The sequence below is a fragment of the Cumulibacter manganitolerans genome, from assembly GCF_009602465.1.
GTDB classification, from domain to species: Bacteria; Actinomycetota; Actinomycetes; order Mycobacteriales; family Antricoccaceae; genus Cumulibacter; species Cumulibacter manganitolerans.
The window spans coordinates 85,951-110,640 of the sequence record NZ_WBKP01000001.1 but is presented as its reverse complement, the minus strand read 5'-3'; the positions used below and the strand labels follow the sequence as shown (position 1 = coordinate 110,640).

General features: G+C 68.6%; 21 protein-coding genes and 1 pseudogene. 4 read left to right on the top strand and 18 right to left on the bottom strand.

The window, feature by feature from the left end:
• Positions 1 to 13 precede the first annotated feature (13 nt).
• Positions 14 to 3,244: a helix-turn-helix transcriptional regulator gene (locus F8A92_RS00515; protein WP_194291299.1), complete on the bottom strand. Its 3,231-nt coding sequence runs from the start codon at positions 3,242 to 3,244 to the stop codon at positions 14 to 16.
• Between the two features lie 47 nt (positions 3,245 to 3,291).
• Positions 3,292 to 3,462 carry a hypothetical protein gene (locus F8A92_RS18510; protein WP_194291298.1) on the bottom strand — a complete coding sequence of 57 codons (171 nt, stop codon included), beginning with the start codon at positions 3,460 to 3,462 and terminating at the stop codon, positions 3,292 to 3,294.
• 404 nt (positions 3,463 to 3,866) lie between these two features.
• Here F8A92_RS18510 and F8A92_RS00510 point away from each other — a divergent pair, with 404 nt between their 5' ends.
• Positions 3,867 to 4,502, top strand: coding sequence for a type IV toxin-antitoxin system AbiEi family antitoxin domain-containing protein (locus F8A92_RS00510; protein ID WP_153502627.1), 636 nt, complete (start codon positions 3,867 to 3,869; stop codon positions 4,500 to 4,502).
• A complete protein-coding gene (locus F8A92_RS00505; protein WP_194291297.1) occupies positions 4,502 to 4,750 on the top strand; it encodes a DUF559 domain-containing protein in 249 nt (82 codons plus the stop codon). Before F8A92_RS00510 ends, F8A92_RS00505 begins: the two co-directional genes overlap by 1 nt.
• 197 nt (positions 4,751 to 4,947) lie before the next feature.
• On the opposite strand, the gene F8A92_RS00500 is transcribed toward F8A92_RS00505, so the two are convergent.
• The 14 genes and pseudogenes from F8A92_RS00500 to F8A92_RS00440 form a co-directional block, all read right to left on the bottom strand.
• Positions 4,948 to 6,408 carry a hypothetical protein gene (locus tag F8A92_RS00500; protein WP_153502625.1) on the bottom strand — a complete coding sequence of 487 codons (1,461 nt, stop codon included), beginning with the start codon at positions 6,406 to 6,408 and terminating at the stop codon, positions 4,948 to 4,950.
• 25 nt (positions 6,409 to 6,433) lie between these two features.
• Positions 6,434 to 7,162: a gamma-glutamyl-gamma-aminobutyrate hydrolase family protein gene (locus tag F8A92_RS00495; RefSeq protein ID WP_153502624.1), complete on the bottom strand. Its 729-nt coding sequence runs from the start codon at positions 7,160 to 7,162 to the stop codon at positions 6,434 to 6,436.
• Positions 7,162 to 7,935, bottom strand: coding sequence for a 3-oxoacyl-ACP reductase (locus tag F8A92_RS00490; RefSeq protein ID WP_153502623.1), 774 nt, complete (start codon positions 7,933 to 7,935; stop codon positions 7,162 to 7,164). Before F8A92_RS00490 ends, F8A92_RS00495 begins: the two co-directional genes overlap by 1 nt.
• A gap of 203 nt (positions 7,936 to 8,138) precedes the next feature.
• Positions 8,139 to 9,491 (bottom strand): glutamine synthetase family protein, encoded by a 1,353-nt coding sequence (locus F8A92_RS00485; RefSeq protein ID WP_153502622.1) that lies wholly within the window; start codon positions 9,489 to 9,491, stop codon positions 8,139 to 8,141.
• 164 nt (positions 9,492 to 9,655) lie between these two features.
• Positions 9,656 to 11,245, bottom strand: a complete 1,590-nt coding sequence (locus tag F8A92_RS00480) for an ABC transporter substrate-binding protein (protein WP_153502621.1) — start codon at positions 11,243 to 11,245, stop codon at positions 9,656 to 9,658.
• The gene (locus F8A92_RS19420; protein ID WP_228389080.1) at positions 11,242 to 11,724 is read right to left on the bottom strand and encodes an oligopeptide/dipeptide ABC transporter ATP-binding protein; all 483 of its coding nucleotides are present in this window, start codon (positions 11,722 to 11,724) and stop codon (positions 11,242 to 11,244) included. The genes F8A92_RS00480 and F8A92_RS19420 overlap by 4 nt, the downstream gene beginning before the upstream one ends.
• A pseudogene (locus F8A92_RS19415) lies at positions 11,700 to 12,268 on the bottom strand (ATP-binding cassette domain-containing protein). Before F8A92_RS19415 ends, F8A92_RS19420 begins: the two are co-directional and overlap by 25 nt.
• Complete coding sequence (locus tag F8A92_RS00470; RefSeq protein WP_153502620.1) at positions 12,261 to 13,286, bottom strand: ABC transporter ATP-binding protein; 1,026 nt, start codon at positions 13,284 to 13,286, stop codon at positions 12,261 to 12,263. The pseudogene F8A92_RS19415 and the gene F8A92_RS00470 overlap by 8 nt, the downstream one beginning before the upstream one ends.
• Positions 13,279 to 14,235, bottom strand: a complete 957-nt coding sequence (locus F8A92_RS00465; RefSeq protein ID WP_228389079.1) for an ABC transporter permease — start codon at positions 14,233 to 14,235, stop codon at positions 13,279 to 13,281. Before F8A92_RS00465 ends, F8A92_RS00470 begins: the two co-directional genes overlap by 8 nt.
• A gap of 1 nt (position 14,236) precedes the next feature.
• On the bottom strand, positions 14,237 to 15,259 hold the full coding sequence (locus tag F8A92_RS00460; protein WP_153502619.1) for an ABC transporter permease: 1,023 nt from the start codon (positions 15,257 to 15,259) through the stop codon (positions 14,237 to 14,239).
• Positions 15,260 to 16,765 carry a xylulokinase gene (locus F8A92_RS00455; protein ID WP_194291296.1) on the bottom strand — a complete coding sequence of 502 codons (1,506 nt, stop codon included), beginning with the start codon at positions 16,763 to 16,765 and terminating at the stop codon, positions 15,260 to 15,262.
• Positions 16,766 to 16,799: 34 nt separating this feature from the next.
• On the bottom strand, positions 16,800 to 18,179 hold the full coding sequence (locus tag F8A92_RS00450) for a pyridoxal phosphate-dependent decarboxylase family protein (protein ID WP_153502617.1): 1,380 nt from the start codon (positions 18,177 to 18,179) through the stop codon (positions 16,800 to 16,802).
• Positions 18,176 to 18,997, bottom strand: a complete 822-nt coding sequence (locus F8A92_RS00445) for an inositol monophosphatase family protein (protein WP_153502616.1) — start codon at positions 18,995 to 18,997, stop codon at positions 18,176 to 18,178. The genes F8A92_RS00450 and F8A92_RS00445 overlap by 4 nt, the downstream gene beginning before the upstream one ends.
• 74 nt (positions 18,998 to 19,071) lie before the next feature.
• Positions 19,072 to 19,890 (bottom strand): GntR family transcriptional regulator, encoded by an 819-nt coding sequence (locus F8A92_RS00440; RefSeq protein ID WP_153502615.1) that lies wholly within the window; start codon positions 19,888 to 19,890, stop codon positions 19,072 to 19,074.
• A gap of 93 nt (positions 19,891 to 19,983) precedes the next feature.
• Between F8A92_RS00440 and F8A92_RS00435 the strand changes: the two genes are divergently transcribed.
• Positions 19,984 to 21,666: an AMP-binding protein gene (locus tag F8A92_RS00435; protein WP_153502614.1), complete on the top strand. Its 1,683-nt coding sequence runs from the start codon at positions 19,984 to 19,986 to the stop codon at positions 21,664 to 21,666.
• Positions 21,667 to 21,758: 92 nt separating this feature from the next.
• On the opposite strand, the gene F8A92_RS00430 is transcribed toward F8A92_RS00435, so the two are convergent.
• On the bottom strand, positions 21,759 to 22,601 hold the full coding sequence (locus tag F8A92_RS00430; protein WP_153502613.1) for a crotonase/enoyl-CoA hydratase family protein: 843 nt from the start codon (positions 22,599 to 22,601) through the stop codon (positions 21,759 to 21,761).
• Between the two features lie 55 nt (positions 22,602 to 22,656).
• On the opposite strand from F8A92_RS00430, the gene F8A92_RS00425 reads away from it, so the two are divergent.
• On the top strand, positions 22,657 to 23,676 hold the full coding sequence (locus F8A92_RS00425) for a saccharopine dehydrogenase (protein ID WP_228389078.1): 1,020 nt from the start codon (positions 22,657 to 22,659) through the stop codon (positions 23,674 to 23,676).
• Positions 23,677 to 24,011: 335 nt separating this feature from the next.
• Here the strand turns inward: F8A92_RS00425 and deoC are convergent, their stop codons facing one another.
• The gene (gene deoC, locus F8A92_RS00420; protein WP_153502611.1) at positions 24,012 to 24,674 is read right to left on the bottom strand and encodes a deoxyribose-phosphate aldolase; all 663 of its coding nucleotides are present in this window, start codon (positions 24,672 to 24,674) and stop codon (positions 24,012 to 24,014) included.
• Positions 24,675 to 24,690 lie beyond the last annotated feature (16 nt).

Here is a 24,690-nt window from a genome sequence, read left to right as displayed (position 1 = left end):
CCGCCGGGCAGGGCTACAGCAGTCCTCGATCGCGGGCGATCGAGGCGGCCTCCGTGCGGCTGGCGGCGCCGAGCTTCGCCAGGATGTTGCTGACGTGCACGCTGGCGGTCTTCGGGCTGATGAACAGGTCGGTGGCGATCTGCCGGTTGGTGGATCCCTTGGCCACCAGCCGAAGCACGTCGCTCTCTCGCGCGGTCAACGGAGAGCGGCGCTCGGTGGAGCTCTCGGTGCTGTCACCGGCCAGAGCGCGGCTGCCGGGAGCGCCGTCGCCGGACGAGCCCCGACCGTCGGACGCTCGACCGCCGGAGCTGCTTGACGCCGCGCGACCGCCGGAACTGTTGGACGTCGAGCGACGGCCGGAGCGGCGACCGCTCGACGAGGCGCGGACGCCGAGTGCGGCGCGGCGGTCGAGGTCGAGCAGCCGCTCGCGCAGCCGGCTCGCTCCGGCCGACTCGGCGACGTCCAGCGACGCGCGCAGCCAGCGGGCCGCCTCGTGGCGGTCGGTGGCCGCGAGCTGCTCGGCGAGCCGCCACCCGCAGACCGCCTGCCGATAGCGTTCGCCGTACCCGAACGCGTCGTACGCCGCCCGCCACCGGTCGGCCGCATCACCGCCGAGCCGCGCGTACTGTGCCTCGGCCAACGCCATCCACGCCACCGTCTCCGGACCGTCGGCCTTGCCGTGCGCGTCGGCGGGGAGGCACTCGCGCACCTGCGCGATCAGCTCGTCGGCGGCCACCCGCCACCGCGTTCCGGCGGCGTCGGCGAGCGCCGCGTCGACCACCGCCCCGAGCGCGACGCCGCCCAGCCGCGCCATCGCCTCGGACGCGATCTCACCGACCACCGGCCCGCGGGTCGCGCGCAGCCAACGCAGGGCGTCGTCGGGATCGCCCCGCCACGCGGCGTCCTCGATCAAGGAGCTGCCGGCGTGCAGGATCGTCGTGAAGTGCCGCCCGTCGAGGGCCGACATCAAGGCGGTCAGTCGTTCGACGGTGCGCGGCTCGCCCCGGCCGACGCCGACATATCCGTCGGCGGCGGCGACCTGCTCGGTGAGGTAGGGGCTGCTGTCTCGGGAGCGGGGCAGCACGTCGAGGGTGACGGCGCGGGCCTCGTCCCACCGTCCGAGGGCGTAGAGGCACAGCACCTCGATGACCGCGGTCGCCGTGGAGTAGAGGCTGCCCTGGATCCCGCTCCGCGCCGCCAGGTCGCGCAGCTCCTGCGCCCAACGCAAGGCCTGTTCGATGAAGCCCCCTTCGTAGCTGCCGATCGCGAGGTTGAACAGCACGCGCTGCTCCGTCGCCGGACGCGGCGCCGCGCGGGCCAGCTCCAGGGCCCGGGCGAGCTCGCGCAGTCCCTCTGGCGTCTGGCGGGTGACCTGGCCGGCGACGAGGGCCGTCGCCGTCAGCTCTGCCTCGATGTCCGGACGGCCGAGCTCGCGCGCCGTCTGCACGCCCTCGGCGTACGCCGCCTCGACCGCCTCGTCGTCGTCGCCGTACGCCGCCGCGCGGGCGTGCATGGTGAGCGCCCAGAGCCGGGACGTCGACCGGCGGTCGCCGTCGGTGAGCCGCAGCGCCTCCTCGGTGTGCGCCCGCGCCTCGCCGCCGCGGTCGAGGCTGAGCCCGACCTCCGCGAGCGTGTAGTGGGCGCGGGCGATCCGGGCCCGGGCGGCGGTCGCAGTCGCCTGCTCGAGCGCCGACGTGGCGAACGAGTACGCGCGCTGCAGGTCTCCCGAGCGTTGCGCGGCGCTGACGGCGTCGAAGGTGACGGCCAGCTCGTCGACGCCCAGCGCCTCGGCGGCGCCCTCGACCGACGGCCACAGCTCGAGGACGTGCTCGAGGTGGTTGCGCTGCGCGGGCGGCGCGCCGGACAGGGCGGCGTACTCGGCCGCCTCCAGCGAGGCCCGCATCGAGCCGAGCAGGTTGTTGCTCTCGTACAGGTGATGGCTGCGGTCGGCGGCGCTGGCGGGGCCGGGGCGGAGCCCGGCGAGCTGGGCGGCGTACTGCGCGTGCAACCTCACCCGCTCGCCGGGCAACAGGTCGCGGTACGCCGCCTCCCGCAGCAGCGCATGCCGGAAGCTGTAGACCTCGCCGTCGTCGGAGTACATGACGTGATGGCTCAGCACGTCTTGCAGGCCTTCGTCGAAGGCGGTGTCGTCGAGGCCGGGCAGGCTCGCGCGAATCAACCGGTAGTCGACGGAACGGCCCGCGACCGCGGCCGACTTCACGATCTTCTGGGCCGCCGGGCTGAGCCGCTCGAGGCGGGTCAGCAGCAGATCGCTCAACGCCGCCGGGAGGGCACCGGCTCGCGCCGTGCCGCGGCGTGGCGTGCCGGAGCCCGACGAGCCGGAAAGAGGCGTGCCTGCTCGGACCGTCGCGGCGCGAGGCACTCCCGGACCGAGGGCGTCGGCCGGCGCGGCGCGAGGCACTGCCTGACCCAGGCCATCGGCCGGGGCGGCGCCGGTCCGCGAAGTGCCGGTCGGGGAGGCAGCTGGCTGCTCGTCCGCGAAGCTGGCCACCAGCTCCTCGGCGAAGAACGCGTTGCCTTCGGCACGCTGCAGCAGCGTCTGCATCAACCCGTCGTCCGGAGGACGGTCGGACAGCGCCGTCACGAGGGTGCGGATCGCGGCGTCGTCCAACCGGCCGATCTCGAGCCGCTCGACCTCCGGCAGCCGAACCAGCTCGGCGAGGTCACGCCGCAACGGGTGCGTGCGGTGCACGTCGTCCGACCGGTAGCTGCCGATGACGAGCAACCGTTGACGACGCAGCCGGCCGAGCAGGAACCGCAACAGGTCGCGGCTGGCCTGGTCGGCCCAGTGCAGATCCTCGATGACGAGGACGACGGTCTGGTCGGCGGCGAGGGTGTCGAGCAGCGCCAGCAACGACCCGAACAGCGCCGGGGGGTCGATCCCCGCGGCGGGATCCCGCCCGACCAGCGGGGCCAGCGGCGGCAGGGCCGCGACCTGCGCGGCGTACCGCTCGTCGGAAGCGAGCGTCTGCAGGACGTCGCGAAACGGCAGGTACGGCAGCCCGAGCCCGAGATCGACGCAGTAGCCGACCAGCACGAGCGCCTCGCGGTCGGCAGCCGTCGTCGCGATCTCGGTGAGCAGCCGGGTCTTGCCGACGCCGGCCTCACCGGCGAGCAGGATGGCCGACGGCTCGCCGCGATCGGCCGCATCGAGCGCGGCGAGCGCGTGCGCGAGCTCGTCGGCGCGTCCGACCAGCGGCGTATGCGATCCCCATCTCGGCACGCTCCCTATCGTCGCAGGTCGGTGTGACAGAGCCGGGGGCTGTGCGGTCAGCGGATCAGCGTCTCGGTCGCCCGGCGGGCGGCGGCTGCCGCGCTGCGGTACTCGGTGCTGGACCGGCGTACGCCGGGCAGCCACCGTCGCGCGCCCTTCAGCGCGTCGTGGTGCCGGCGGCGGATGTCGTCGTTCATCAGCTCGATGGCTGGGACCTCGAACGGCATGGCTCCTCCTGAAGTAGGCACAGGAGGCGCGGCCGCCTCGCGGCCCGGTGGAGACGGCCCCGCGACTCCTGCACCTCCCAGGCTCGGTCTAAGGAGGGCGGCCCGGCATCGGGCGATCTCCTTATCTTTCGGCGTACCGCCCCGCTTCGGCTAAGCCGTAGCCGCCGGCCGAACCGGCCGTGTCAACCGAACCCACCGCTTGCGCGAAGCCTCGAGGACTTCTCAAAAGAACGCCCTGGCGGCCCCTCGGGCATTCCGGATGGACAGTGACTCGCAGAGGTGACGTTTTGGCGGGAAGGTGTCGGTCTCCTGACAGCCAGACCGCTGTCCACAGCCGCGGGGAGTCATGCACAGCGGCCCGCCGGCCGCTCGCCCGGGCAACACAACGGGCCGATGCTGCCCGGATGAACCTCGACTTCGTCATCGCCAACAGCTTCGGTGTCGTCCGTACGGCGCAGCTCAACCGATGCGGGGTGGACCGAGACGAGATCGGCCGTCTGGTGGCGATGAACCGGCTCCGCCGGGTACGGCACGGATGGCTCGCGAGCGACTCCCCGGCACCGGCGGCGCTCGCCGCGGTGAAGGGCGGCGGCGTGCTGTCGTGCGTCTCGGCGCTGGCCTTGCGCGGGTACTGGACTCCGCGGGTGACCGACACGCACGTCCGGCTGACCGACTTCGGTCGCCGGTCTGCCGCCGGCGGCTTGGCCACCGGATTGCGCCGGTGCGGGAGTCGGGCGGGCAGCAAACGCCCGGCGTCGTCGGTCGATCCGACCCTCATCGCACTGAGCGCCGCGGCGGGGTGCGTGAGCGACGAGGAGCTGGTCGCCATCATCGACTCGATCCTGCATGCGAAACGCGTGTCTGAGGAAGACGTCCGGGCCGCGCTGGCCGGCCATCCGGCGAAGGTGCGACGGCTCCTCGACCGCGTCGATGGCCGGGCGGAATCGGGCAGCGAGTCGATCGCGCGTGCCTGGTGGCGCGGCTCAGGCTCAAGGTGCGGCCACAGATACGAATCGCCGGTGTGGGCCGCGTCGACTTGATGATCGGAGACCGGTTCGTCATGGAGATGGACAGCAGAGCACACCACACCGGTGAGCTCGCCTACGAGAGCGACCGGCGGCGCGACCGGCTGCTGGTCGAGCGGGACTACGTCGTGATGCGGGTCAGCTACAACCAGGTGTTGCACGAGTGGGACGACGTCCAGCGAAGCGTGCTGGCCGTCGTACGCCGCCGCGACCACCTGCGCCGCAGCCACACCCGCAACCTGAGCGCTCACGCGACTGCGTGAGCCGTCGGCGCGGCTGAGGAACCGGCGCCAGCAAGCGGCCGCGCCGACTCGGACGCGCGCGGTCTCCGGAAAACGTCAGCCAGGAAGACCACTGATCACTCCGGACGTCCAGGAAGCCTCCAGCGCGACGTTTTCCGGAGCGCACCGCGGGCGGGAGCCGGGAGCGGGGCGTGGAGCCGGGCGCGCGGGCGGGGTGGCTAGGAGCGGTTGCGGCCGATCCCGAGCACCAGGGCGATGCCGAGGGCGGAACGCGGATCGTACGGTCCGCGCCACAGCCCGCCGTGCACGGCCTTCGCGGCTTCCTCTCGCCACGGCTCGCGCGGTTGCGGCCGGCCGGCGTAGAGGTCGTGCACCATCAGCGCCGCCATCAATGTGTTGCTGGTCGGCGGCGAGAAGACCTCGACGCCGAACCGGTGCGCACCGGCGTACGCCGCGGCGAGAGCGCGGTTCTTCAGCACCGACCGGGTGCGGGTCGGCGGTGCGACCAGCATGGACACGTCGAGCCCCGCCCGGCGCGCCGTGGTGGCGCGCCAGCGCTGGATGCGCTTGGCCAGCAGGTAGTTGGGACCTTGCTGGGAGACGCGGGAGTCGTTGAGGCCCGGGTCCGATCCGGGCGCGTAGTTGCGCTTCAGCAGGCGTCCACCGCTGAGGAACCGGACGGGAGTCCGCAGCACCCGGGCCAGGCCGGGACGGTTGTAGGCCCGCTCGCTGAACTCGACGGTCTCGCGCGGTACGCCGAACACGTCCGTCGGCGTGGCGAGGAACGCGAGCGCGAGGTCGCCGGGAGCGCTGCACCGGTCGATCAGCCAGGCGGTCATCGCGTCGACCGCGGCAGCCAGTCGCAGGTTGACGACGCCGTCGGCGTACACGTAGTTGCCCAGCACGAGCGGGCCGTCGATGTCCGCGATCCAGCGGCCGACCGCGGGCAGGTCGTGCAGCAGGTCGGCGCCGGCCCGGTCCTCGATCGGTCCCTCGGAGCCGACCGGGACCAGGAGCGTGCCGGCGGACTTCTTCGCCAGGTCCACGGTCGTCCGCCAGATCTCGCGGCGCGGCAGGTCGACAGCCGCGACCGTCGCGCCCCACCGCAGCAGCGACTGCAAGGGACCCATCTCGGACGCCGCGCCCAGCACGACCATGGTGCGTCCCGGCAGCGACAGCCATTCCGGGTGTGCCATCACCTGCCGGACGGCGTCCGCGGCCGAGGGCTCCATCGAGCCGCGGGCGAGCCAGGTATCGAGCTGGGCGTGCAGCTCGTCACCGGCGAGGCGTCGTCCTCGGAACGGGATGGACAACTGCGTCTCGGCGGTGCCGCGGCCCTCGACGACCGCGGTGGTCAATGGCGTCACCGGTTCGGTGAGCATCGCCTCGCGCAACGACCGCTCGCCTTCCCCGTCGATGTACGTCATCCGGTCGTGCACGGCGTCCAGGCCGACCTGGGCCATCCGGACGGCGGCGTCCGCGTCGTCGAGGCCGGCTTCGACGAGCCGGCGGAAGTGCCCGCCGTACTGCCGCCGCCAGTCGGTCTCACGCAGCGCGGCCCGCGAGCCCACCGGGTCGGCGACGCCGAGCGCGGCCGACACCACCTCGCGCCCGAGGGCGCTGCTCGATCGCTTCGTACCGTGGAGCGGGACGACGACGCCCGATGAACCCTCCGCCATGGCGCACCTCCGAGGCCGGTTGACCTCACCCTATCGACTGCGCGACGTGCACGAGCGCCTCGAACAACCGGTTGTCGTCACCCTCCTCGGGGTGCCACTGAACAGCGAGGCAGAACCGCCGGTCGATGCGCTCCATCGCCTCCAGCACGCCGTCATCGGCGTAGGCCGAGGCCGTGTACGAGGGATGCCGCGTCACGCCTTGGTGGTGGTACGTCGAGACGTCGACGCTGTCGCCGAGGATGTCGGCCAGCCGAGTGCCGGGCAGGACGTTCACCACGTGGACGCCGTACCGGCCGGGCCCCGGCGAGTGACGCTCGTGGCCGATCCGATCGGGCAGGTGCTGCTCAAGGGTCCCGCCGTCCTGGACCGCCATCACCTGCATTCCTCGGCAGATGCCCAGCAACGGGACGTCCGCGGCCAGTGCGGCCGTGACCAGCGCGAGCTCGCTGGCCTCGCGGTCCGGGCGGGACGGCTGGACCGTCGGGTGTGGTTCGGCACTGTACCGCGCGGGTTCGACGTCCGCGCCGCCGGCGACGACGAGCCCGTCGAGACGGTCGAGCAAGGTCGCGGCCTCGTCGGCGGTGTCGTTCAGCGCGCCCGTGCTCGAGAGGGGCGGCACCAATACGGCGCGGCCGCCTGCACGGTGGACGTGGTCGACGTACCGCTGCGGCAGCAGCGCCACCGAAACGCCGCGCCACGCTCCCCAGGAGGCCGGCTCGACATAACAGGTGACGCCGATGACCGGCCTTGGCATCACTGGTCCAGGGGCGTCACGTAGGCGCCGGCGATGCCGCCATCGACGAGGAACTGCGAGGCCGTAATGAACGACGATTCATCGCTGGCGAGAAAGACAACCGCGTTGGCGATCTCGACCGGCTCTGCGAACCGGCCCACCGGAATGTGCACCATGCGTCGCGCGGCGCGCTCAGGGTCCTTCGCGAACAGCTCCTGCAGGAGCGGCGTGTTCACCGGCCCGGGGCATAACGCGTTGACCCGCACCCCCTCGCGGGCGAACTGCACACCGAGTTCACGAGACATCGCCAGCACGCCACCCTTGCTTGCGGTGTAGGAGATCTGGGAAGTGGCGGCGCCCATGACGGCGACGAACGAGGCGGTGTTGATGATCGAGCCGCGCTTCTGCTCCAGCATGTAGGGCAGCGCGGCCTTGCAGCACAGATAGACGCTTGTCAGGTTGACCTCCTGGACCCTGCGCCACGCGTCGAGGCCCGTCGTCAGGATCGAGTCGTCCTCCGGTGGCGAGATGCCCGCGTTGTTGAATGCGATGTCGACGCTGCCGTACTTCTCCTTAGCCGCGCGGAACAGTGCGTCGACCTGCACCGCGTCGGTGACGTCGCATTCGACGAATGTTCCGCCGGCGCTCTTGCAGACCGCGGGCCCCTTCGCCGTGTCGAGATCCCCGATGACGACGCGAGCGCCTTCTTCGGCGAACCGCTGGACCGTGGCCAAGCCGATGCCGCTGCATCCGCCGGTGACGACGGCCACCTTGCCGTCGAGCCGCTTGCTCATGATGTGCAGGTTTCCTTCCGCTGCGTGGTTCTAGTCAGTGCAGTTGAAGACGTTCTTCGTCTCCGTGGATGAGTCGAGCGCGTCCGGACCGAGTTCGCAACCGAGGCCACTCTGCTTGAATCACGAGTGGACCACGGTCAACTCGATCTGCTCGGTCGCTGGGCTGACAACGTCGCGCTGCTCGCCGTTGAACGTGGGCATGGTTACAGCCTCTCGAATCCGCGCTTGAGCTCCCAGTCGGTGACCGCCGAGTCGTACGCCGCGATCTCGACGTCCGCCGCGTTCACGTAGTGGTCGACGACGTCGTCACCGAACGCTTCGCGGGCGATGGTGGACGACGCGAACAGCGCGCGGGCCTCGGCAAGAGTCGTGGGCACGGTCGGCTTGCGCGAGGCGTAGGCGTTGCCTTCGATCGGTGGCTCGAGCTCGAGCTCCGTCTCGATGCCGTAGAAGCCGGCGGCGAGCATTCCGGCGATCGCCAAGTAGGGATTCACGTCGCCACCGGGCAGCCGGTTCTCCATACGCAGCGAGGATCCCTCGCCCACCACGCGGACGGCGCACGTGCGGTTGTCTCGGCCCCAGGCCACGGTCGTCGGCGCGAACGAGCCGGGCTGGAAGCGCTTGTAGGAGTTGATGTTCGGCGCGTACAGCACAGTGAACTCGCGCATCGTCGCGAGCACCCCCGCGATGAAGTGGTCGAACATCGCGCTGTGCCCGGTACGGGTCGACGAGTCGGCGAACACATCGGCCCCGTCCGTACCGCGCAGGCTTAGGTGAATGTGGCAGGAGTTGCCCTCGCGCTCGTTGTACTTCGCCATGAATGTGATGGACTTGCCGTGCTGGGCGGCGATCTCCTTCGCACCGTTCTTGTAGACCGAGTGCTGGTCTGCCGTCCGCACCACCTCATCGAACAAGAACGTGGTCTCGTGCTGTCCAGGGTTGCACTCGCCCTTGGTGCCCTCGACCACCATCCCGGCCTCGAACATCTTGTTGCGGATGTCACGCAGCAACGGTTCCACGCGCGTGCCGCCCAGGATCGAGTAGTCGACGTTGTACCGGTTCGCCGGAGTCAACCCGCGGTATCCGGCGTCCCACGCCTGCTCGTAGCTGTCGTCGAAGACGATGTACTCGAGCTCGGTGCCGGCGTACGCCGTGCAGCCCAGCTGCGCGGCACGCTCGGCCTGGCCCCGCAGCAGCTGTCGAGGCGACTGGGCTACCGGGGTGCCGTCCATCCAGGTGAGGTCGCACATCACCAGCGCGGTCGCCGGCAGCCAGGGCACCAGCCGGATCGAGTCGAGGTCGAGAGAGAACCGCATGTCGCCGTAGCCGGTCTCCCATGAGGAGATCTGGTAACCGTCGAGAGTGTTCATCTCTACGTCGACGGCGAGCAGGTAGTTGCACCCCTCGGTTCCGTGATCCAGGACGTGATCGAGGAAGTACTGCCCGTGGAGCCGCTTGCCCTGCAGGCGGCCCTGCATGTCGGTGAACACGGTAAGCACGGTGTCGATCGCGCCGGTGCGGATACGGCCAGTCAGGTCTTCGCGGGTCAGTGTCATCCGTCGCTGCCCTCTTTCTGTCCCGGGCCTGTCGGCGTGCCGACGTGGTGTTGCTGTGCACTCTCCTGATGCGGCGTCCCCGGGCCCCGTGTTCCGGTGCGCGATTGTCTCGGCTCCGAGCCGGATGCGGCGCCCGGTCACGCCGGTCGCCGCATCCGCTCGGGTTATGCCGGTTTGATCTCCCGGATGGTTAAGACCTGCGTCGGGCTGTATGCGACCCCAGTGATGTTGGTTCCATGCACGATGATCTTGTTCGGCTGCACGAACGGGATGAGCGATGCATCGTCTCGCATGTTCGTGATGAGCTTCGTGGCAAGGTCCTCGCGCTTGGACTTGTCGGTCGTGGCGAGGTACTGGTCAAAGATGCCCTGGTTTTGCGGCAGGTTGATGCCGGCTCGTTTCCCGACGAGGCCGTCGTTGCGGCCGAACACATCGAAGTAAGTCGCGCTGTCGAAATAGTCGGGCGCCCACAGCGAGCTCGACATGGTCAGCTCGCCCTTCTGCATCTTCGCGAGCCAAGCGTCATACTCGACCGGCAGCAGGTTGAGCGTGATGCCGACTTTCGATAAGTCCTCGGAGACCTTCTCCCACAGCGTCTTCAACGAGATCCCGTACAAGACCATGTTGGCGAACGTGACGTCCAGGCTCATCGACGTCACGCCCGCTTCGGCCAACAGCGACTTGGCCTTGTTCGGATCGTACGTCGCCGGCTTGACCGCATCGCTTCCCTGGAAGCCCAACGGGACTACCGCCGCGGGCCGCTTCGCACCGCCGGCCAGCCCCTGGCCGATCTCGTCGTAGTTGATCGCGTGCTGGATGGCCTGACGGACCCGCGGATCCGCGAGCTGCGGCGCCGCGGGATTCTTGTTGTTCAAGAACATATAGATGAGGTTGTACGACGGGTCGCTGAGCACCTTCACGCCGTCCCCCATGGACTTCGCAGCGTCGGGATCGATGTCGAGTGCGATATCGACGTCACCCTTTGAGACGAGCTGTGATTGAGTCGCCGAGGAGCGCACGTCGACGAGCGTGACCTTGTCGTACGCTGGCGGATCGCCATAGTAATTGGGGTTTCGCTTGAAGGTCATCTTCTGGTTCTTGTCCCATGACTCGAGCATGTAGGGACCGGTTCCGATCGTGTTCGCGTTGAGCCATTCCTGTGCGGTGTCGCTCGTGGCCGCACCTTGCTCGGCAACGGCGCCGTGCTTCTTGGCCTCCGCGCTGTCCATCGGGCTTATGTAGACGATTCCCAAGACGGCAGGGAAAGAGCTGTCGGAGAGGTTCAAGATGAACTTAACCGTGTGGTCGTCGACGACCGTCACTTCCTTGATGTTCGTCAGCAGGCTGGACGGTGACCCCTCGATATAGCGCGAGCGGTCAACGGTGAACTTGACGTCATCGGCGGTCATCGTCTTGCCCGTGGAGAACTTCACGTCATCGCGCAGCACCACCGTGTACTCGGTGGCATCGGCGTTCGCTTCCCATGATTTCGCCAGCCCGGGCTCGAGCTTCGTCGGGTCTTTCGAATCCGAATGAATGAGCGTGTCGCCCCACAGCGGAACGATAAGTAGTTGAGCGTCCGCGAACTCGTGGGCGATGTCCAGACCGGACGCATCACCCAGCGAGATGGCGACCCTCAGCTCGTTGCTGGATCCCCCTGATTTTTCGTCCTGCGAGGCCGAGCAGCCGGTGATCAACAGGGCAAGACTGATGAAGAACGCGGTAATCAGGCTGGTACTACGTTTGATGCTCATTGTTCCCCCTTGGGCTGATGACTCTTCAGTTGTGTCTCGGCCGAGGCGGCTCCCGGGTCGAGCGGGTAGTGACAGGCGACCAGGTGTGGCTCACCGGCGAAACCGACGTCCCGCCATTCCGGACGCTCTGTGGCACAGCGCTCCTGCGCGATCGGGCAGCGCGTCCGGAAGACGCACCCCGACGGCGGATGGAGTGGGCTCGGGATCTCTCCCCTGAGCAAGACGCGCTCTCGGTGCTGCTCGACGTCCGGATCGGGCACCGGGATCGCCGACAGGAGCGCCGCAGTGTACGGGTGGCGGGTCTGCTCGTGCAGCGCGTCACGGTCGGCGAGCTCCATTGGGCGACCGAGGTACATCACGAGGATTCGGTCTGCGACGTGATGAACCGCAGACATGTCGTGCGAGATGAAGATGTACGCGAGGTTGGTCTCCTCCCGCAGATCGATCAGGAGATTCAGGATCTGCGCGCGGATGGACACGTCGAGTGCCGCGATCGGCTCGTCACAAATGATCGGGACGGATCCACCGCGAGGGCCCGAGCGATGGCGATACGTTGACGCTGGCCTCCTGAGAACTCGTGCGGGAGCCGTCCGGCGTAACGCTGCGGCAGGCCGACCAGATCCAGCAGCTCGCGCACTCGTTGTGGTTGCCTTGCCGGAGGTATCAGCTGGTGGACCACAAGCGGCTCGGTGAGCGTCTGCTCCACTGTCATTCGCGCGTTCAGGCTGGACGTCGGGTCTTGGAAGATCATCTGGGTGTGCCGACGCTCGCGGCGGCGGTCAGGGCGAGCAGGTCCTTCCCGTTCAGCCGGATCTGCCCGGCGGTGGCCTTGACCAGCCCCTGAATCGCATTGCCGGTGGTCGACTTTCCGCACCCGGACTCACCGACGAGGCCGATCGACTCGCCGGCGTCGATCCCAAAGGTGAGCCCGTCGACGGCTTGCACCGTTCCGTGTCTCTTTCCGAGGCCACCGGCCGGGAAGTGCACCCTGAGGTCCTCGACTTCCAGCAGCCGATCAGACATCGCGGCTCTCCATCCCTCGTGGCCCGGCCGCGGGCACCAGGCCGGGCTCCCCGCCTGCGCGAACCCAGCACGCCACTCTTTGCCCGCCCCGCTCAACAAGCGGCGGCTGGTTATCGACGCAGTGGTCCACCCGGATCGGACATCTCTCGTAGAACGGGCATCCCCGTGGCAGCTCGGTCAGGATCGGTGGCAGCCCGGGAATCGAGTCGAGGCGTCGCCGGTCCCTCGTGCGCACCCGCGGCACCGAACTCAGCAATCCCTCGGTGTAAGGGTGCAGCGGGTGGTGAAAGACGCTGCGCACGTCGCCCTCTTCCACGATCGACCCTGCGTACATCACGTAGACCCGTTGCGCGAGGCCGGCTACCACGCCCAGATCGTGTGACACCCACACGAGTGAGAGGTCCGTCAAGGCCCGGATCATGTCCAGGATCTGGGCCTGGATGGTGACGTCGAGGGCAGTCGTCGGCTCGTCCGCGATCAGCAATCGCGGGTTGCCTGCGAGCGCCATCGCAATCATGGCGCGTTGCCGCATCCCGCCGGAGAGCTGGTGCGAGTACTGCTTCGCGCGTACCGCGGGATCGGGTATCCCGACCTGCCACATCAGCTCGATCGACCGTTCCTCTGCCGCACGTCGTTTCAACGCTCGGTGCGCAGCGGCGCCCTCGCTGATCTGACGACCGACCTTGACGATGGGGTTGAACGAGCTGAGCGCATCCTGGAACACCATGCTGACCTCCGCACCCTGCAGGGCGCGCATCCGCGAGTCGGAGACCTGCAGCAGGTCTTCACCGTCCAGAAGAACCTCGCCGTTGGTGACATGGGCGGGCGGTGTCGGCAATAGCCGCAGCGCCGCGAGCAAGGTCGCCGTCTTCCCGCAACCGGACTCGCCTACGATTGCGACCCGCTCTCCGCGAGCGACCTCAATGCTCACCCCGTTGACTGCTTTGGCGATGCCGTCGGCGGTCCGGAATTGAACACTCAGGTCGCGGATCTCGAATAGGTTCTCAGCGCTAGTCACGACTACCCTCCCGCATTCGCGCTCCGAGCAGCAGACGTCCCAGCTGGCGACGACCCGCGCTCCTGTTCTGCGCGCGTACCTGTGGATCAAGACGGTCTCGCAGGGAGTCCCCGATAAAGTTGACCGCCAGCACGATCGTCAGGATGGCCAGACCCGGGAACAGAGCGAGCCACCACTGCGGCATGTGATTGCTCGCGTCGGCGATCATAGAGCCCCATTCGGCGGTGGGCGGCGCGGCGCCCACGCCGACGAAGCTGAGGCCCGCGGCCAGCAGTATGGCCATCCCCAGGTCGACCGTCGCCTTAACCACGATCGGGGGTACACCAAAGGGCAGCACGTGCAGCCGGAAGATCCGTGCCGGGGAGCAGCCAACCGACTCCGCAGCCTTCACGTGCAGGTTGTCCTTTATCGACAGCACCTGGCCCCGCATCAGGCGGGCGTACTCGGGCCAGGTGACGGCGGCTATCGCCACGATCACGTTGGACATGCTGGGACCGAGCGCAGCGGCGATGGCGAGGGCAAGCACCATGGCGGGGAAGGCGAGGAAGACGTCGCAGAGGCGCATCAGGATCTCGTCGGCCCACTTTCCCGCGAATCCGGCGACCGCGCCGACCAGGCAGCCCAGGAGAACGGCGATGACGACGGCGACCGCGGCGATCGGCAACGATAGGCGGGCCCCGTAGATGACCCTGGTGAACCCGTCGCGCCCAAGGGAGTCCGTCCCGAACCAGTGCGTCGCGTTCGGTGCCGCTAACCGGTTGGCGACCGACTGATCGGTGATGGGGTCGAAGGGTTGCCACAGCGGAATCGTCGCGGCGGCGAGGATCCACAGCACCAGGACGGCGACACCGAGCCAGAGCCCGGCGTCGGCGAGCAACGACCTCGACCTGTGGCCGTCGGTTGGTTCTTCGGGTGCGGATTCGATGGCGCGGGAGAGGTCGACTGTCACTTCAGCCTCCTATCCGGATTCTCGGGTCGAGCACTCCGTAGAGGATGTCCACCAACGCGTTGGTGACCACATAGATCAGGCCGATGACCAGGGTGACGCCGAGGATTGCTTGGAGGTCGAGCGTCTTAGCGGCATCGACGGCGTACCGTCCGATACCCGGCCACGAGAAGATCGTCTCGGTGAGCACGGCACCGGCCAACAGTCCACCGACCGCCAGGCCCATGATCGTGAGCGTCGGCACGAAGGCGTTGGGCAGGATGTGGCGTCGAAGAAGCACCCACGGTGACAGGCCCTTGGACCGCGCGGCAACCAGATGTGGCGACCGAAGCACCTCGAGGGTGGAGGCACGGGTGATCCTGGCCAGCAGGCCGAGAAAGAAGAGCCCGAGCACCGCTGCGGGCAGCAGGATGTGCCCAAGAGCATTGCCGAGGGTGGCGAACCTGCCTGTCAGCAGTGCATCCACGGTGTACATGCCGGTGATCTTCGGCGGCGCGATGAATTCGCGGCTCAGCCGGCCTTCCGGTCCGGGGACGATGTCCAGCTGCAGGTAGAGCAGCTGGAGCAGCACCAGGCCCAGCCAGAAGACCGGCAATCCCGACGCGACGAGCGCGAACAGCCGGACGACGGTGTCCGGCCAGCGCCGGTGGAAGAACGCGGCGACGGTACCCAGGATTAGACCGCCGAGGCCGGCGAACAGGAAGGCGACCAGCGCCAGCTCGATCGTCGCGGGAAGGAAGTCGATGATGTCGGTGGCCACCGCGCGCTTGGTCATCGTGGACCGGCCGAGGTTGCCGTGGAACAGATTGCCTACATAGATGATGAACTGTTGCCATGGGGGCTTGTCCAACCCCCACTCGCGCTCGAAGTTCGCGCGAATGGCAGGGTCGGCGGCGCCTCGTTGACCGAGCATCCGCGCAGCACGGTCACCAGGCAGCGCGGAGGTGAGGACGAACGTCACCAGCAGCAATCCGAACAGCGTCGGAATCGCGATCAAGACCCGGCGGAGGATGAATCGACGCAGCACCTATCTGCCCTCCCGGGTGCGTAGCGCGGTCGCCTCGTAGAGCGACACGAGGCGCGCTGCGCTCGCCGTATACAGCTGCTCGAGTGCGGCATCAGGGGTGAATACGCGTTCGACGCGCACCAGCTCGCCCAGGCTGCTTCGATCGATGTGTCCCATCGCTACGAGCGCGTAGAGTGCGGCTCCTCGAAGGCCGGCGTGGGTCGGCGCAGCCACCCGTTCGATCCTCCGGCCGAAGACGTCGGCGATGATCTGCGCCCACAGGTCGGATCGCGCACCCCCGCCGAGGAAGCGAATCGGCTCGAAGCGACGGCGCGTCACCCACTCGACCTCGTCCAGCATCCAGCGGGCGTTCACTGCCACACCTTCGAGGACCGCCCGTGCCAGGTCTGCCAGCGTGGTGCGGACGCCGATTCCTGTGAGGCTCGCGCGTAGCGAGCTGTCGACCGCTGGAGTTCGCTCGCCGCACAGCCACGGAGCGAACAGAACACCCTGTGCGCCGGGAGGTGACTCGGCGGCGAGCGCGACCAGGTCATCGATCGTCAGCGAGCCGCCGGCCAGGGGAGCGAGGAGGTCGCGCAGCCAGCTCAACGACGTCCCAGCGGTGTCCTGGTTGGTCATCAGCATGTATTCCCCGCGCCACATGCTCGGAACGGAGCCGATCGCGCGCGCGGCGTCGGACAGCGGTTCCGACAGCGGCGTCGACACCCAGGCCGTGGAGCTGATAACGAAATGGGCCTCCCACAGATTCACCGCACCCGACCCGAGCGTCGCGGCCTGGTTGTCGGGCAGCCCGTTGACGACCGGGGTGCCCGGCGGGACGCCGAGCTCGCGGGCCGCCCGTTCGCTGACGCCGCCGGTGACCGCGCAGGTCGGAATCAGCGGCGGCAGCTTTTTTGGATCGATGCCGAGGTCGGCAACGAGCTGTGAGTCGTAATCGAGTCGTTCCGGGTCGTGGATGTCGAAGAGCTGCACGACACACATCGACGATCGCGTGGCGGCGACGACGCCGGTCAGCCGCATGGTCAGGTAATCGACCGGCTCGAGATACCACCGTGTGCGCACGGCGATCTCTGGCAGCCCACGCTCGAGGAACGCCAGGTGATTCACTGCTCGGCCCGAACCGCGCGGTACCGGCGACCCGGTGACGGCGTACCAGTGGTGCTCCAGCTCGTCGGTGGCGCCAAGTGCCGCGGTGAGTTCGCTACCGCGCCCGTCATTCCACATGATGCAGGGCCCGGTCGGCTTGCCGTTCGCATCGACCGGGACCGTGCTCGAGAACTGTCCCGTGACAGCCACTGCTACAACCGCCGACATATCGAATCCGGCGCTTGCGACGGCCCCGGAGCCTCGCGACACCAGGCTCCACCATTCGTTGGGGTCCTGCTCGGACGCGCCGTCGGCACCGAGATGGTTCACCAGTGGATACTCGTCGCTGAACAGCAGGTCGCCGTCCACGCTCACGAGCCCTACTTTGAGCGCGCTGGTGCCGAGGTCGAACGACAGCACAACGCTGTCCTTGGCGAGTCCTTGAGCCACAAGGTCACCCCGGCGGAACGGTTAGGAAGCCGTCGAGTCGCGCCGCGAGCAGATCCAGCTTCGCGGCACCCTGGGACGCCGATTCACTCGTGGCGTAGGTCGACGAGGACTTGGCGGGGCGGCCCGCGGCATGCTCGGCCTTCGCATGCTCGACGGCGTCGACGAGATCACGCGCGAACTCATCGACGACACCCGGTTGCAGCTGAGGCCACGTGATGGCCATGTGCAGCGCCGCCGGCTTCTGCTGGCCGTTCAGCCGCCACCCTCGCGACGTCATGAAGTCATTGACGAGGTAGACGTCGAACGCGTCGGAGGTGAACGAGAAGAGAAAGGTCGGCGAACCCATCAGCCGGAGCTCGGGGTGCGAGAGCACCGCATCTTGCATCGCGGCGCTGACGTCGAGGATCTCCTTCGCGTAGCGCAGGTACCCGTCGCGCCCCAGACTGACCATCGTCGCCCAGGTCGCGGCGAGCAGACCACCGGATCGAGAGCCGTCGATGCCCGGTGAGGCGTACCTGCCCCCGCTCCAGTCGGTCTTGAAGAAGTACAGTGCCCGACGCAGAGCGGGGTCGCGGAACAGCACCAGCGATGTTCCCTTGAACCCATAGCCGTACTTGTGCGTATCCGCCGACATGGAGGTGACTCCGCGGTTGCGGAAATCGAACGGTGGCACGTCGTAGCCGAGCGCTTCTGCGAACGGCAGGATGAATCCGCCGAGGCAACCGTCGACGTGTAGACCGATGCTGTGCTCGAGCGCCAGCTCGGAGAGCTCCGCGATCGGGTCGATCGTGCCGTAGCCATAGTTGCCTGCCGAGCCCACGAGCATGATGGTCTGGTCATCTATGAGTGCTTCCATGGCACGGGGATCGGCCTGGGTCGAGCGCTGATCGATGGGCGCGGTACGAACCTCGATGTCAAACAGCCAGCCCGCCTTGTCGAAGGCTGGGTGTGCCGTTTCCGGTTTGACGAGGTTGGGGCGGATGACACCACGCTCGCGCCACACCTCACGATGAGCCAGCACGCCGTGCAGGATGCTGCCGGTGCCGCCGCTGGTGTTCAGGCCGCACGCGGTTCCACCGGTTGCATCGCCGCCGAGCAGGGACAACGTCATCGCGATGATCTCGCTCTCGAACTTCGTCGCGCTCGGGCAGGTGTCGCGCTGCAGCACATTGACGTGACCGAAGTTGCCAAACGCTTTGGTCATGAAGCTGTAGTGATCGAGATCTCCGCCGTAGAGGGAGCCTGACATTTTGCCGGACTGCCAGCGGCGGTTCTCCTCCTCGGCCATGGTGTCGAGCTCGGCCAGGACCTGGCTTTCATCACGGCCGTGCTCCGGCAGAAAACGGTGGATCTCGAACCGATCGGCGTAAGGGTGCGTCGTCATGCGGTCTGCCTTCCCAATGCGTTCAGCGCTGCGTCGTGGATCTTCTCGTTGGCAGCGGCGACCACCGAACCGCCCGCATCGGCGGGCAGACCCTCGAACGTGGTGACGACACCGCCGGCCGATTCGATGATCGGGATTAGCGGCAAGATGTCGTACGGCTGCAAGGAGCCGTCCAGGACGAGGTCGACGGTGCCCAGCGCGAGTTGGGCGTACGAGTAGCAGTCGCCGCCGAACCGTCGGATCCGCACCTTTCGCGCCAGTCGTTCGAACGCGTCGCGATCTCGAGGTTCGAAGAAGAACGCGGGATCGGTGCAGTAGAGAGAGGCCCGTGCAAGGTCGTGCGTCGACGACGACGTCAGCGTGCGGGACGAGCCGTTGTGGACGAGCCGGCCGACCCCGCCGGCCGCGCTGAAGAGTTCTCCGGTGTGCGGCTGGTAGCACCACCCCGCCGCGGCGACACCGTCTACCTGAAGTCCGACAAGAACGCCCCACAGTGGCGATCCCGTCACGTACGAGCGGGTCCCGTCAATCGGATCGATAGTCCAGACCCACCCGGTGGTGCTGCTCTCGCCGCTCGCACCGTCTTCCTCGCCGTTCACGCGATCGTTCGGCCTGATTCGGCTGATCCCCGCGCGCAGGTGCCGCTCGACGCCACGGTCGACTGGAGTGACCGGATCGAAGCCTCGTGTCGACTTGTTCTCCACGGCGATCGGCTCGCGGAAGCTGGTGAGCGCGATCTCTCCGGCGTCACGCATCAGCTGCTCGATCGCACGCACCAGTGACCTATCGAGTTCGACTTCTGGCGACTTCGAGACCATGTACGCGGCTCCTGGACGTGTGGTTGGAGCCACACTAAGGGCTGTGCCTGATTTGGTCTAGTCCCAAAATGGAATTAGGTCTGTACCCTAACGTCAAACCCGTTCGCTGTCTGCGCATCGAGACCCACTTGACTGCGCACGAAGATCCGCGCGATGTCGGTCCGGAAGACGTCCGCCGAGTACTCGATCGGCACATCCGCGGCAGTGAAGGCAGTCCGCGTGATCCGCATCAACGGGGTTCCTTCGGCGATCGTGAGCAGCCGGGAGTCCGAGCTTGTCGCGAGCACCGGCTCGAGCTCCTCCAAGGCGGAATGCGGGGGTTGACCCAGGCCGCCGAGAACCTCGTAGATGCTCCCGGAGAGATCCTGCTCAAGGAGCCGTGGCAGCGGCCCGAGCGGAAAGAAGGATCGTTCCACCACCACGGGCCGATGGTTGGCCAGCCGCACGCGCACTAGCTCGTACACTTCACTGCCCGGCGTCAGCCGCAACGCGTTGATGACTGCGCGTGGCGCCTTTCGCCGACGCGCCTTGATCACCCGCGAGTGCGGAGTCATGTCCTTACGCCGTACCTGCGCCGCGAATCCCGGAAGCCCAGTCAGATCGCAGTCGACCCTGGGTTCGGTCACGAACGTGCCGCCGGTCCTGCCGAGTCGGCGCTCGATCAGCCCTCTTCGCTCCAGATCGTCCAATGCCTGACGCAACGTCATTCGACTAACGCCCAACTGCTGCGACAAGTCGCGCTCGCGCGGCAGGCGGTCGCCTGCCGCGAGGACGCCGTGCGTGACGAGATCGCCGAGCCACTGGCTGATCTGCGTGTGAATCGGCACAGCGGCATCCCGCCCCAGCGCCGGCAGGGGCAGCTGGTCACCGTCAACATCGCGAAGCAGGTCCATCGCCAAGAGCGTAGACCGGTCGTGCGGCCCGCTCGCCGATCAAGGGGTGGGCCCGGCTTGCCGCATCGAAATCCATCGACTAACCGTTGAACCATGACCTTTCTCGGCACGCTCATCGACCTCGCCCGCACGGACCCCGACGCGCTCGCCATCGTCGAGCCGGGCGCGGGCGCCACGGAGCGGATCTCGCGCAACACGCTCGTCGATCGCGTGCTGGTCGTACGCCGCGAGCTGGCCGAGCACGGCTTCGGCGAGGGCGACTGCCTCGGCGTCTGGCTGCCGAACTGGTCGGCCGCCCTCGTCTGGCAGCTCGCGGCCGGGTCCCTCGGCGGCCACGTCATCGGCATCAACACCCGGTACGGCGTCCACGAGGTCACGCACGTGCTGACCCTCGCCCGACCCAAGGTCATCGTCATCGCACACGAGTTTGTCGGGCTCGATCTGATCGGCCGGCTGCGGACCGCCGCCGAGGACGCCGCGCACACCGACGGCTGGACGCCGCCGCAGGTCGTGCCGATCGCCGCGCCCACCGGCACCCACACCGGCCCCGGCGCCGGGGCCGACACCGGGGCCGATGCCGCGACGACGGGCGCCGTGGGGACGAGGACCGCCGTCGATCCCACGTCGTACGACATCGGCGGCGGCGCCTGGCTGCCGGGCGCCGGTGAGCCCCTCACCCTCGACGAGCTGGCCGAGCCCTCGGCCGACGACCTGTACGTCGCGTTCACGACGTCCGGCTCGACCGGTCTGCCGAAGCTCGCCGCGCACAAGGAGGCGGGCACCCTCGAGCAGTGCCTCGGCGCCGGGGCGCGCACCGGGATGGGCCCGGGCAAGGCGCTGATCGCCGCGTTGCCGTTCTCGGGGACCTTCGGCTTCGTGCAGGCGTTCGCGATGCTGCTGTCCGGTGGCGTGATCGTCATGCACCCGTCGTTCAACCCGGCCGAGGTCGCGCAGCAGATCGAGCGGTACCGCGTCACGCACGGCGCGTTCGGCGACGACATGTGGGTCCGGATCATCGACGAGGTGGGGGACGCCGATCTCTCGTCGCTGGAGTGGCTCGGGGTCGGCGACTTCCAGGGCGCCGCGCGCGGCGTGGCGGACTGGCTGCGGTCGCGCACGACGGCGCACGTCAGCGGTCTGTACGGCTCGTCCGAGACGTTCGCGCTGCTGACCACGACGCCGACCGGCGTACCGGCGGACGTCAGCTGGCTGCCCGGCGGGCGGCTGGTCGTCGACGCCCTGGAGTACCGCATCGCCGACGGCGAGCGGGTGATCACCGACGGCTCGGAGGGGGAGCTGCAGTTCCGCGGCCCGCAGACCGTCGATGCTTACCTGGGCCAGCCGCAGAAGATGGCCGAGAACCACACCGCCGACGGCTGGTTCCGCAGCGGCGACCTCGCGCGGGCGATCGACGAGCGCGGGTTCCGGTTCGTGTGCCGGGCGGCAGAAGCCCTCCGGCTCAAGGGATTCCTCGTCGAGCCGGACGAGATCGGCAACCACATCGCCACCCATCCGGCTGTCGAGATCGCCAAGGTCGTCGGCGTACGCCGGGACGCCGGTGACGAGGCGGTCGGATTCGTGACGCTGCGTGAGGGCGAGCGGGTCGACGGCGACGAGCTCGTCGAGTACTGCCGGACGTCGCTGGCGCGCTACAAGGTCCCGGTGGCCGTCTTCGTGATCGACGAGATGCCGGTGACGACGGGGACGAACGGCACCAAGATCCGCGCGAACGTCCTCAAGGAGTGGGCGCTCGAGCGCCTCGAGGCCACCTCTTGACGATTCTGCGGGGCAGCCAGCGACGCTAAGGGACGATTAGCGTCGCTGGCTGCCCCGCAGATCGAGACGGCGTCAGCCCAGGTGCCGGCGGGTCAGGCGTCGTAGCCCTCGACCGGCGTGTAGTCGGCGTACACCGGGTCGCGCTTCTCCATGCCCGCGGACACGGCTTCCTTCTGGTTCGGCGTGCCGATGAGCGAGCGGATCGCCTTCTGCTCGGCGGCGAAGCCCTCCTCGAGCGAGACGCGCCCCGAGAGCTCCATGAGCTCCTTGGCGCGGCGGACCGAGTGCGGGGACTTCGAGGCGATCTCCTTGGCGAGCGCCATCGCGTCCTCGTAAGGATTCTCCGACGTCCGGGTGGCCAGGCCGATCTCCGCCGCCTCGGTGCCGCTCACGATGCGGCCGGTGTAGACGAGCTCCTTGGCGATGTCGCGGCGCACCAGGCCGGCGATCATCTGGGTGCCGGTCATGTCGGGAACCAGCCCCCACTTCGCTTCCATGAGCGACATCTTCGTGTCGGGGTGCACGATGCGAATGTCCGCGCCCATCGCGACCTGGCAGCCGCCGCCGAACGCGAAGCCGTGCACGGCCGCGATCACCGGGACCGGCATCCAGGTCCAGACGTACGGCGACTGCTGCCCCATCACCTTGGCGGGACCGAGCGGCTCGCGCTCGTCGATGATCCGCTGGACGCCCTTCTTCATCGCCTCGAAGCGGCCGAAGTCGAGCCCCGAGCAGAACGCGCGGCCTTCACCCGAGAGCACCACGGCGCGCACGCTCGTGTCGGCGGCGATCTCCTTGCCGACGGTGACGAGCGCTTCGAACATCGCGTCGTCGAGCGCGTTCATCTTGTCGACACGCACCATGCGGACGTCGGCGACGCCGTCGGTGATCGTGTACTGGACTCGGTCTTCGGTGCGGATCTGCTCTTCGGTCATAGGGTCAGTATGACCGAACCCGGCACGCCCACCTCGCCAGTGCCAGGATGTGGGCATGCCTCATTTCTGGATGCGTCACGAGTCGCGCAGCACCGAGCGGCGCGCTCCGCTCACCCCGCAGGACGCGGCGGAGCTGATCGCCGGCGGGGCGAGCGTCACGGTCGAGAAGTCCCCGCAACGGATCTTCGGTGACGACGAGTACGCCGCCGCCGGCTGCACCCTCGCCCCGACCGGTGCGTGGCCCACTGCGCCGGACGACGCGTACGTCCTCGGCCTGAAGGAGCTGCCCGACTCGTCGGACCCGCTGCGCCACCGGCACATCTTCTTCGGGCACGCCTACAAGGGGCAGGACGGCGCCCGCGATCTGCTCGAGCGGTTCGAGGCCGGCGGCGGCCGGCTGCTGGACATCGAGTACCTCACCGACGAGGGCGGCCGCCGGGTGGTCGCGTTCGGATACTGGGCGGGCTACGTCGGCGCGGCGCTCGGCGTCCTGCAGCTGCGCGGCCGGCTTCCCGTTCCGCTGGCGCCGACCGACAAGGCGGCGCTCGACGCGTTGCTTCGCCCGGCCGACGGTGATCCGACGCCGGCCGCGCTCGTCGTCGGGGCGAAGGGCCGCAGCGGACGGGGCGCGGTCGACGCGCTGGCCTCGGCCGCGATCGACGCCACGCAGTGGGACCTCGCGGAGACCCGCGACCTGGACAAGGCGGCGTTGCTCGACCACGCGCTGTTGGTGAACTGCGTGGTGACGTCGACGCCGCAACCACCTTTCGTGACGGACGCCGATCTGGACGGTCCGCGGCGGCTGCGGATGATCGCGGACGTCACCTGCGACGTCACGTCGGCGAACAACATGCTGCCGGTCAACACCTCGATCACGACGTGGGACCGGCCGGTGCGGGTGCTGCGCGACGAGCCGCGCGCCGAGGTGATCGCGATCGACAACCTGCCGTCGCTGCTGCCGCGCGAGGCGAGCGTGACGTTCAGCGCCGACCTGCTGCGCGCGCTGCGGAGCATCGAGTCCGACGCCGTCGAGTGGCGCGCCACGAGCGCGGCGTACGACGCAGCAGTCGGCTGACACCTCGTTCGACGACGGCGGATCACCGCCCGTACGGCCACAGCGACGCGCGCCCTCCCACGGTCGTCGAGCGAGCGAGGCACGAGCGACGTCGAGACGACGCAGGACGGCGATCAACCGCACCACGTCTCGACGTCGCCTCCGCTGGCGCTCCGGCTCGCTCGACGACCGTGGGAAACGACGCTCGTGACCGGGCTGACCGCCCGACCGGGGACCACCCGCTCGACACCGACGACGGATCACGACCGGGAATCGGCGCATCGACGAAGGCGGCCAGGCGCCCCCTCACGGTCGTCGAGCGAGCGAGGAACGAGCGACGTCGAGACGCCGGGAGGTCAGCTCGGGCAGCCGTCCAGGACGGCCTTCGTGCCCGACAGACCGAGCCGGGTGGCACCTGCGTCGATCATCGCGATGGCGGTCGCGTAGTCGCGGATCCCGCCGGAGGCCTTGATGCCCAGGCGGTCACCGACCGTCTGCTTCATGATCTCGACGGCGTGCACGCTGGCGCCACCCTCGGGGTGGAATCCGGTGGACGTCTTGACGAAGTCCGCGCCCGCGGCCTCGGCGGCCTTGCAGGCGGTGACGATCTCGTCATCGGTGAGCGCCGCCGACTCGATGATCACCTTCAGCACCGAGTCGCGGACGGCCTCGCGGACGGCACGGATGTCCGCCTCGACCCGACGCGCGTTACCGGCCTTCAGCGCACCGATGTCGATGACCATGTCGACCTCGTCCGCGCCGTCGCGCACCGACTGCTGGGCCTCCGCGGCCTTGATAGCGCTCTTGTGCTTGCCGGACGGGAAGCCGCAGACCGTCGCGACCAGCGCGCCACCCAGAGGAGTCTCGACCGGCAGCGCGGACGGCGACACACAAATCGCGTAGACACCCAGCTCGCGTGCCTCGTTTGCGAGCGCTGCGACGTCCGCCGGGGTGGCGTCGGCCTTCAGCAGAGTGTGGTCGACGTAACGGGCCAGGTCTGCGCGGCTGAGATCAGTCATCCGGCCATTGTTCCAG